This is a genomic window from Actinotalea sp., assembly GCF_041597215.1.
In the GTDB taxonomy this organism is placed as follows: domain Bacteria; phylum Actinomycetota; class Actinomycetes; order Actinomycetales; family Cellulomonadaceae; genus Actinotalea.
The window spans coordinates 1-9,266 of the sequence record NZ_JBFHHB010000124.1 but is presented as its reverse complement, the minus strand read 5'-3'; the positions used below and the strand labels follow the sequence as shown (position 1 = coordinate 9,266).

General features: G+C 73.0%; 10 protein-coding genes. All 10 read left to right on the top strand.

Annotation, left to right across the window (positions count from 1 at the left end):
• Positions 1-1,400, top strand: a 1,400-nt coding sequence (locus ABWK99_RS09970) for a chemotaxis protein CheA (protein WP_372594550.1), incomplete at its 5' end; no start/stop codon positions are given.
• Position 1,401: 1 nt separating this feature from the next.
• Positions 1,402-1,824, top strand: coding sequence for a chemotaxis protein CheW (locus ABWK99_RS09965; protein WP_372594549.1), 423 nt, complete (start codon positions 1,402-1,404; stop codon positions 1,822-1,824).
• A gap of 5 nt (positions 1,825-1,829) precedes the next feature.
• Positions 1,830-3,566, top strand: a complete 1,737-nt coding sequence (locus ABWK99_RS09960) for a methyl-accepting chemotaxis protein (RefSeq protein WP_372594548.1) — start codon at positions 1,830-1,832, stop codon at positions 3,564-3,566.
• Positions 3,567-3,611: 45 nt separating this feature from the next.
• The gene (locus ABWK99_RS09955; protein ID WP_372594547.1) at positions 3,612-5,345 is read left to right on the top strand and encodes a methyl-accepting chemotaxis protein; all 1,734 of its coding nucleotides are present in this window, start codon (positions 3,612-3,614) and stop codon (positions 5,343-5,345) included.
• 119 nt (positions 5,346-5,464) lie between these two features.
• Positions 5,465-6,583, top strand: a complete 1,119-nt coding sequence (locus ABWK99_RS09950; RefSeq protein WP_372594546.1) for a chemotaxis response regulator protein-glutamate methylesterase — start codon at positions 5,465-5,467, stop codon at positions 6,581-6,583.
• Positions 6,580-7,401, top strand: a complete 822-nt coding sequence (locus ABWK99_RS09945) for a protein-glutamate O-methyltransferase CheR (RefSeq protein WP_372594545.1) — start codon at positions 6,580-6,582, stop codon at positions 7,399-7,401. Before ABWK99_RS09950 ends, ABWK99_RS09945 begins: the two co-directional genes overlap by 4 nt.
• Complete coding sequence (locus ABWK99_RS09940; RefSeq protein WP_372594544.1) at positions 7,398-7,781, top strand: response regulator; 384 nt, start codon at positions 7,398-7,400, stop codon at positions 7,779-7,781. The genes ABWK99_RS09945 and ABWK99_RS09940 overlap by 4 nt, the downstream gene beginning before the upstream one ends.
• The gene (locus ABWK99_RS09935) at positions 7,778-8,248 is read left to right on the top strand and encodes a chemotaxis protein CheX (RefSeq protein ID WP_372594543.1); all 471 of its coding nucleotides are present in this window, start codon (positions 7,778-7,780) and stop codon (positions 8,246-8,248) included. The genes ABWK99_RS09940 and ABWK99_RS09935 overlap by 4 nt, the downstream gene beginning before the upstream one ends.
• Positions 8,249-8,291: 43 nt before the next feature.
• On the top strand, positions 8,292-8,651 hold the full coding sequence (locus ABWK99_RS09930; RefSeq protein WP_372594542.1) for a response regulator: 360 nt from the start codon (positions 8,292-8,294) through the stop codon (positions 8,649-8,651).
• Entirely contained in the window at positions 8,648-9,133 is a 486-nt protein-coding gene (locus ABWK99_RS09925) for a hypothetical protein (RefSeq protein ID WP_372594541.1), read from the top strand. Before ABWK99_RS09930 ends, ABWK99_RS09925 begins: the two co-directional genes overlap by 4 nt.
• Positions 9,134-9,266: the final 133 nt, after the last annotated feature.

Sequence of the window (9,266 nt, the reverse complement as noted above, 5' to 3'; positions counted from 1 at the left end):
GGCTCGAGCTGCAGGGGGGCGACACGGAGCTCGACCGCACCCTGCTCGAGGCCGTCAAGGACCCCCTGACGCACCTCATCCGCAACGCGATCGACCACGGCATCGAAGCACCTGGGGACCGGGTCGCAGCGGGCAAGCCCGCACAGGGCGTGCTCTCCCTCCGGGCCTACCACGCCGGCGGTCAGGTGGTCGTCGAGGTCGGCGACGACGGCAAGGGGATCGACCCGGAGCGGGTCGCGGCCAGGGCCGTCGCCTCGCAGGTCCGGACCGAGGCCCAGGTCGCGGCCATGGCGCCGGCCGATCTGCTCCAGCTCCTCTTCCTCCCGGGCTTCTCCACCGCCGAGGCGGTCACGAACGTCTCGGGCCGGGGCGTGGGGATGGACGTGGTCCGCACCAAGATCGAGGAGATCGGCGGGACGGTCGACGTCGACTCCGCGCTCGGCACCGGCACGACCTGGCGGCTGCGCATCCCGTTGACCTTGGCGATCATGCCGGCGGTCACGGTGCGGTGCGACGGCCAGACCTACGCGATCCCGCAGGTCAGCCTGCTGGAGCTGGTCGCGCTCGACACCGAGGCCGACGGCAGGTCCATCGAGTGGGTGCGCTCGGCGGCGGTCTACCGCCTGCGCGGCGACCTGCTTCCGCTCGTCGACCTGCGCGAGGTGTTCGGCCGTCCCGTACGGACGGCGACGCGATCGGTCATCGCGGTCCTCCAGGCGGACACGATGCGGTTCGGCCTGCTCGTCGACGCCGTCTCCAACACCGAGGAGATCGTGGTCAAGCCCTTGTCCGGGCGGCTGAAGACGATCGGCATGTACGCGGGTGCGACCCTCATGGGTGACGGTCAGGTCGCGCTGATCCTCGACGTCCAGGGCCTTGCCCGGCGCAGCCTCACGGGCGATGGTCTCGATCACGCCCGCTCGACGCAGGTGGACGAGACCGTCGTGGAGGAGCAGGTGGAGCAGGTGCTCGTCGCGGGCGTGGGTGGCGACCGCCGGGTCGCGATCCCGCTGTCGGCGGTCACGCGGCTCGAGCGCTTCCCCGTCTCCGTGCTGGAGCATGTCGGTGCGCGCGAGGTCATGCAGTACCGCGGGGCCATCACACCCGTCGTGCGGCTCGACGGTCGGGCCGGCTCGGCGGCGCCGTCGGGCGAGGAGATCCTCGTGATCGTCCACACCCGGGGCGAGCGGAGCGTGGCGATCGTCGTGGACGAGATCGTCGACATCGTCGACGACCACCCGGCGCGGCACAGCGACCTCTCGGACGTGGGGCTCGCGGGGTCGACCGTCCTCAAGGACCGGGTCACGGAGCGCCTCGACGTCCAGGCCCTGCTCGCACTGGCGGACCCCTCCTTCGCCGAGGGCGCTGCCCCGTCCCGGCACGACCTCGTGGGGGTGTGACATGAGCCGACAGCTGGCGACGTTCATCGTCGACGGAGAGCGCTACGGCGTCGACGTGCTGCTCGTCCGCGAGGCGCTGCGCTCCGTGCCGCGCACGCCGGTCCCGTTGGCGCCCGCCGACGTCGCCGGACTGGTCAACCTGCGCGGGGAGGTCGTTCTCGCCGTGGACCTGCGGCTGCGGCTCGGGCTGGAGCCGATGGCCCAGGACGTCGACCCGATGATGGTCGTCGTCCAGGTCGACGACGAGCCGATCAGCCTCCTCGTGGACGAGGTCGGTGACGTCGTCGACGTCGACGACTCCCAGTTCGAGGCCCCGCCCGACACCCTTGCGGCCGAGCTGCGCGAGGTGATCCGCGGTGCGTACAAGCTGCCGACGGGCCTCCTGCTGCACCTCGACCTCGCCGCCGCCGCACAGGTGGCCTGACAGCTGTGACCAGCACGGGAGACGTCATGACCGCCCTCTCCGCACCGTCGGCGCCGACGGTGTCGACCGAGCACGCCGTCGTCGGCGCGCCGTCCCCGCGTCGTTCGCCCGAGCCGATCACCGTGACCGCGGTCCCGCCCCGGGTCAGGCGTCGTCGCATGCGCTTCGCCGATCGCGGTGTGCGGACCAAGGTGATCAGCGTGGTCGCGCTGCTCTCGGTCGTCTCGGCGGCCACCGGCGCTCTCGCCGTCGCCTCGTTGACGGACCTGCGCGAGGCGAGCGACGCGATCTCCGGTGTGCACGAGGCCGCCGCGGCGCTCAGCGTCGTGCACCAGGACGTGATCACCGCCCGGATGCTCGTCGCCGAGGCGGGGGCGAACGACACCGACACGACGAACCAGCGCCAGAGCTACCTCGATCGCATCGCCGAGTCCGACGCCGACCTCGCGGCCGCCTCGGCGGAGTACCTCGAGGAGTCGGAGGGGCGCAGCACGGTGGCCTTCGCGGAGTTCCAGGACGCGTGGGCCGGCTGGACCGACGCCCGCGACAGCGTCGCCATCGCCGCGGCCTTCGGCAGCAGCACCGACGCCGTCCGCAGCGCGCTGATCATCATGAGCGGCCCCCTCGAGGACGCGGAGGCGGCGCTCGCCGCGGAGGAGCGCGCGGTCGCGGAGTGGGTCCGTACGACGGCCGAGGACGCCGACGCCACCGCCGACCGCGCGATCCGGGTCCTGGTCCTCTCCCTCGCGATCGGCATCCTCGTGGTGCTCGGCCTCGGCTGGCGGGTGGCCGGTCTCATCCGCGGTCCGATCCTCGCGGTCGAGCGTGCCCTGGAGGCGCTCGCCGAGGGGGATCTCACCGCGACCGTCCCGGTCTCCTCCACCGACGAGGTCGGCCGGATGGCGCAGGCGCTGCGCACGGCCCAGACGGCACTGCGCGACGCGCTGCGGGCCGTCGGCGAGGCGAGCACGACGATCTCGGTTGCGAGCGGGCAGATGACGTCCGCGACGGGCGAGGTCGCGGCCGGGTCGCAGGAGACGAGCGTCCAGGCCGGGGTCGTGGCCGCGGCGGCCGAGCAGGTAAGCCGCAACGTCCAGCAGGTCGCGTCGGGCGCCGAGGAGATGAGCGCCTCGATCCGGGAGATCGCGGAGAGCTCGGCGGAGGCCGCGCGCGTCGCGGCGCGCGCGAGCGACGCCACCCGCAGCACGACCGACGCCGTCGCGCGGCTCGGTGCCTCGAGCAAGGAGATCGGGAACGTGGTCAAGGTGATCACCTCGATCGCCGAGCAGACGAACCTGCTGGCCCTGAACGCGACGATCGAGGCGGCGCGGGCCGGTGAGGCGGGCAAGGGCTTCGCCGTCGTGGCCGGCGAGGTCAAGGAGCTGGCGCAGGAGACGGCGCGGGCGACCGAGGACATCGCGCGCCGGGTCGAGGCGATCCAGGCCGACACGACGGGGGCGGTCGACTCGATCGCGCGGATCGCCGGGATCGTCGCCCAGATCAACGACCACCAGATGACGATCGCGTCCGCGGTCGAGGAGCAGACCGCCACGACGAACGAGATGAGCCGAGGGCTCGCGGAGGCCGCGACGGGCTCCGGCGAGATCGCGGCCAACATCACCGGGGTGGCCGACGCCTCCCGGGCAGCGAGCCAGGTGGTCGACGATCTCGAGGGATCGGCCGCGGACCTCGCCCGGATGGCCGTCGACCTCCAGTCGCGCGTCGCGGCCTTCACCATCTGACGCGCCCCGCACGCACGGACCGTTCCACCGCACGCATCGAAGGAGATGACCATCATGGCGGGGCCGACCCTTGCCGTTCCGCGTCCGCGCAGCGCCGAGGACGACGGGCCCGCGCCCGGTGCCGAGGCCGCCACGGGGACGCCGACCGCTGCGATCCGGACCGGCAGTCGTGACCGGCGGCGTGGTCCGATCCGGATCCTCCTCGGCCGGTTCGCCACGATCCAGGGGCGGATCCTCGTGCTCGTCGGTGTCGTCTGCCTCGCGGCCGTCGCCGTCGGGGTGACCTCCGCGACCGCCCTGCAGTCCCTTGCCGCGCGCACCGCCGAGCTGGCCGCGCTCCAGCGCGACGTCGCCGCCCCCGTCGCCCGCCTGGGCGAGGCTCAGGCAGAGGCGACCGGGATCGTCTCGCAGATCGCCCTGGCCGACACCGCAGGGCTGCAGGGCCCGTGGATCGCCCGGCTGGGTACCACCGACACCGCGATCGCCGAGGACATGGCGGCAGTCGACGCTGCGGCGATCGACGATCTCGACGGCTGGGTGGAGTTCGTCGACGCCTACGAGCGGTGGCTCGTGGTGCGGGACGGTCAGCTCGTCCCTGCGGCGCAGAGCGGGGACCGCACCGCCTACTCGACCGTGCTCGGCGGCACGGCCGAGCCGCTCGTCCGGGAGTACTCCGCGGCGCTCGAGCGCGTGATGGACGACGTCGCGCAGCGGATGGCGACCGCTGCGGCGGCCGCCCAGGGGCGCTCGGACGGGGCCCTTCGCCTGATCGTCCTCGTCATCGTCCTCGGAGCAGGTCTCCTCGCGGCGTTCGGGCTGCTCACCTCACGCTCGATCCGCCTGTCGATCGACCAGGTGCGACGATCGCTCGAGGCCATGGCCGAGGGAGACCTGACCGTGGACCCGGGCGTGCGCGGGCACGACGAGATCGGGCAGATGGCCGCGGCCCTGAGCACGGCGCGTACCGCCCTTCGGGCGACCCTCGGCGGGGTGGCCGAGCGCGCGGGGCTGCTCGCGGGGACCGCGACGGACCTGCGGAGCACCGCGGAGGTCGTCACCCGGGAGACCGCCGAGGTCTCGGCCTCGACCGCGACGATGACGCGGGAGATCCGGTCCGTGACGAGCTCCGTCCTGAGCGCGGCCGACGGCTCCGTGGAGATGAGCGGCTCGATCGCGGAGATCTCCCGGCACGCGGCCGCCGCCGCGGGGTTCGCGCACGAGGCCGTGGAGGCCTCGCAGCAGATCGCGGCGACCGTCGAGGAGCTCGGGAACGGCGCCGCGGAGATCGGGACCGTCGTGAAGACCATCACGGCCATCGCCCAGCAGACCAACCTCCTGGCGCTCAACGCGACGATCGAGGCGGCTCGGGCAGGCGAGGCGGGCAAGGGCTTCGCCGTGGTCGCAGGGGAGGTCAAGGACCTCGCCCGGGAGTCGGCGGTGGCCGCGGAGGAGATCGGTCGGCGCATCGACCTCAACCGCCGGCAGACCGCTGCCGCGGTCGAGGCGATCGAACGGATCGCCGCTGTCGTGCGCCGGATCGACGACGACCAGGGCACGATCGCCGGGGCCGTCGGCCAGCAGACGGCGACGACGGAGGAGATGTCGGTGGCGATGACCGCCGCAGCCACGGCCTCGCACGACGTCGCGGACCTCGTGACGGCAGCCGCTGCGTCCTCCCAGGCCGCAGGTGTGCAGGCGGGACGGATGTCGGGAGCCGTCGACGACGTCGCCCGGATGGCGGTCGAGCTGAGGGAGCAGATCGCCGCGTTCCGGTTCTGAGCCGAGCGGCGTTCTCCGAAGCCCTCAGGGTCGGTGCTCCGCGGTCGATCAGGACCGTGCCGGACGCAGCCATGAGGACCGGTGCACGTCGCCCGAGGGCCGTCGAGACAGGAGGGGCAGTGAGCAGGATCCGTGTCCTGGTGGTCGACGACTCCGTCGTCGTCCGCCGACTGGTCAGCGACACCCTCGCGACGGATCCCCAGATCGAGGTCGTCGCCGTTGCCGCCGACGGCCGGATCGCGCTGACGAAGGTCGAGCAGCTCGCACCCGACCTGGTCACGATGGACATCGAGATGCCGGTGATGGACGGGATCGAGGCCGTGCGCGCCCTGCGCAGGGCCGGACACCGGATGCCGATCGTCATGTTCTCCACCCTGACCGAGCGGGGCGCCGTCGCGACGCTCGACGCCCTCGCCGCCGGGGCCACCGACTACGTCGCCAAGCCCGCGAACGTCGGCAGCCTGCGGGAGTCGCTCGCCCAGGTGGCCGAGGAGCTCATCCCCCGGATCAAGGCCCTCGTCCCCCGACCGGCGGGATCGGCGCGGGGAGCGGGGCCGACCGCCCCGGCCTCCGGTGCCGTGCGCCGCGCGGCCACCCCTGTCGTCCTGAGGGATCGCGCCGAGTCGACGAGCCGACCGCGCGTCGTCGTCCTCGGCTCCTCCACGGGCGGTCCCGAGGCGCTGTCCCGCGTCGTCACCGGGCTCACGGCCCCGCTGCCGGTTCCGCTCGTCGTCGTGCAGCACATGCCGCCGGTCTTCACCCATCAGCTCGCCGCGCGCCTCGACCGGATCGGACCGAGCCGCGTCGTGGAGGCGACCGGGGGCGAGGAGCTCGAGGCGGGGACCGTGTACGTCGCCCCGGGGGGTCGTCACCTCGAGCTCGTCGCCTGCGCTCGTGGCGCGCGCATCCGGGTGCACGACGGGCCGCCGGTCAACTTCTGCCGGCCGGCCGTCGACGTCCTCTTCCGCTCTGCCGCGCAGGTCCTCGGTCGTGAGGTGCTCGGTGTCGTGCTCACCGGGATGGGCTCGGACGGTCGGTCCGGGAGCGAGGCGATCGCCTCGGCCGGTGGGACGGTGCTCGTCCAGGACGAGGAGTCGAGCGTGGTGTGGGGCATGCCAGGATCGGTCGCCATGGCGGGCCTGGCCCACCAGATCCTCCCGATCGACGAGATCGCGGGGGCGATCGCGCGGTCCGTCGCGCCGACGCCCTCCCCCGCGAGCCGGGCCGGTGCGCGATGACCCTCGCCTCGGAGACCTTCCGGTGGGTGGCCGACCTCGTGCACAGCCGCAGCGCGATCCAGCTCGAGCCCGGGAAGGAGTACCTCGTCGAGAGCCGGTTGACTCCGCTCGCCCGCGCCGCCGGTGACGAGGACGTCGACGCCTACGTCCGCGCCCTGCGGGCCCGCGGCACCGTCGAGGCGCTGCGTGGCGTCGTGGAGGCGCTGACGACCAATGAGACCTCGTGGTTCCGGGACGCCCAGCCGTTCAGGAGCCTCGCGGACCACATCGTCCCCGAGCTGCTCGGGCCTACCGGCACCGCTCCCGTGCGCATCTGGTCGGCGGCCTGCTCGAGCGGTCAGGAGCCGTACTCGATCGCCATGGCGCTCGCCGACCTCGCCACCGCCGGGCGACTGCGCGTGGTGGCCACCGACCTCAACCGTCAGGTCCTCGACAGGGCGCGCAGCGGCCGGTACAGCCAGCTCGAGGTCAACCGCGGACTGCCGGCGCCGATGCTCGTCCAGCACTTCGCCAGGGCAGGAGCCGACTGGGAGATCGCACCGGCACTGCGGACGAGCATCACCTTCGCCGAGCACAACCTGCTCGACGCCCCGCCGGCGGGCGGCCCCTTCGACGTGGTCTTCCTGCGCAACGTCCTCATCTACTTCGACCTCGCCACCAAGCGGGAGGTGCTGCGGCGCGTCCGCCGGGCCATCCGCCCCGGTGGCTATCTCCTCCTCGGCGCGGCCGAGACGACCATCGGTATCGACGACGAGTGGGAGCGGGTGAGCCTCGGCCGGGGCTCCGGGTACCGCCTCTCGACACGGAGGGCAGCATGAGAGCACTGGTGATCGACGACTCGCGCACGATGCGCCGGATCATCGTGGGGGTGCTGCGGTCCTTGGGGTTCGAGACCCTCGAGGCCGCGGACGGGCGCGAGGCGCTCGACCTCCTCGAGTCAGGGGTGTCGGTCGACCTGGCGTGCATCGACTGGAACATGCCCGTGATGAACGGCCTGGAGTTCGTCGTGGCGGTGCGGGCCCACCGGGAGTGGCGCGACGTCACCCTGATGATGGTCACGACGGAGTCCGAGCACGGGCAGATCGTCCGGGCCCTGGCGGCCGGGGCGCACGAGTACCTCATCAAGCCGTTCACCGCCGATGCGATCCGCGAGAAGCTCCAGCTCCTCGGGCTCGTCGAGTGGGAGGTCTCCGCATGAGCGCCTCGATCGACCTGGCCGCGTTCGCGGGGACCGATCCGATCCTCACGCTCGCTCGCGAGGTCTTCTCCGCGATGATCGACCCCGATCCCGCAGCGCTGAGGCCGTGGACCGGTGACGTCCCCGCGCTCGTCGAGGCGACCTACGCCTGGGTCGACCTCGGTGGGGAGACGCCGGGCCGGGTGCTGCTGACCACCGAGCGGGCGACGGCGACCCGGCTCACCCGAGGGCTCCTCGGGCTGGCCGACGACGAGCCCGTCGAGGACGCCGACCTGGTCGACGCCTTCGGGGAGATCGCGAACGTCCTCGGCGGGAACGTCAAGTCCCTCGTGCCCGACCCCGGCGCGCTGACCCTTCCGACGGTCGCCGCCACGAGTCCGGCCGGACCGGTGCCGGACCTCCTGCACGAGGTCCGGCTCGACTGGCGCGGTGACGTGCTGGTGATCGCGCTGTGGAGCCTGTCCTGACGGCGGGGAGCCCCGCCACGCCGCACGACCCCGAGGTGAACCGATGAGAGTGCTCGTTGCCGACGACAGCCGCGTGATGCGGCAGATCGTCATCCGGACCCTGCGTCAGGCGGGCTACGACTGGGAGGTCACCGAGGCCGCCGACGGCGCTTCCGCCCTCGAGATCGCCATGGAGATGGACCCGGACCTCATCCTGTCGGACTGGAACATGCCGGAGCTGACCGGGATCGAGCTGCTCCGCCGGGTGCAGGCGAGCGGGATGGAGATCCCCCTCGGGTTCGTGACCTCCGAGGGCTCGACCCAGATGCGCGAGGCGGCCGAGGCCGCGGGTGCTCTCTTCCTCATCGCGAAGCCCTTCACGCCCGAGGCCTTCCGCGACACCATCGATCCCTTCCTCGCATGAGCGCCGGCTCACCGCTCCCCGCTACCGTCGAGGTCCGTGAGCTCGTCGAGGGGCTCCTCGGGCGCGAGATCGACCTCACCGCGGGCGCGGCCCCCGTCGACCCGGCCGCGACGGGGGCCGTCGTCGGCGTGTACGTGGACGACCGACTCGCGCTCAGGGCGCTGGTCGTGGTGGACCTGCCCCTCGCCGCGCACGCCGGCGCCGCGATCGCGCTCCTGCCGAGCCACGTCGCCCGGTCAGCCGTCGAGGACGACCGGCTGAGCCCGGCCCTGTACGAGAACGCTGCCGAGATCCTCAACGTGGCGGCATCCCTCTTCAACCGGCAGGGCGCCCCTCACGTCCGGCTCCACGCGGCCCACGCCCCGCGTGAGGTGCTGCCGGCGGACGTGGCCTCGCTGGCCCTCGCCTACGTGCACCGGCTGGACCTGGCGGTGGCCGTCTCCGGCTACGGTTCCGGGCGGGTCTCGATCCTCGTGCTCTGAGCCGGGTGCCGCCCGGGAGCCCGCGGGCAGGACGCGTCCTCAGCTCGTCGGCACGTAGTGCCAGTGCCAGCTCTCGCCAGGGGTGTCGTCGACGTATCCGTACGTCTGGGCGTTCGCCTGCATCCACGACTGG

Excerpts from the sequence above, each read along its gene's own strand:
- ABWK99_RS09935 (WP_372594543.1), top strand. The coding sequence starts at position 7,778 with ATGAGCGCCTCGATCGACCTGGCCGCGTTCGCGGGGACCGATCCGATC.
- ABWK99_RS09930 (WP_372594542.1), top strand. The coding sequence starts at position 8,292 with ATGAGAGTGCTCGTTGCCGACGACAGCCGCGTGATGCGGCAGATCGTC.
- ABWK99_RS09945 (WP_372594545.1), top strand. The coding sequence starts at position 6,580 with ATGACCCTCGCCTCGGAGACCTTCCGGTGGGTGGCCGACCTCGTGCAC.
- ABWK99_RS09965 (WP_372594549.1), top strand. The coding sequence starts at position 1,402 with ATGAGCCGACAGCTGGCGACGTTCATCGTCGACGGAGAGCGCTACGGC.
- ABWK99_RS09925 (WP_372594541.1), top strand. The coding sequence starts at position 8,648 with ATGAGCGCCGGCTCACCGCTCCCCGCTACCGTCGAGGTCCGTGAGCTC.
- ABWK99_RS09955 (WP_372594547.1), top strand. The coding sequence starts at position 3,612 with ATGACCATCATGGCGGGGCCGACCCTTGCCGTTCCGCGTCCGCGCAGC.
- ABWK99_RS09940 (WP_372594544.1), top strand. The coding sequence starts at position 7,398 with ATGAGAGCACTGGTGATCGACGACTCGCGCACGATGCGCCGGATCATC.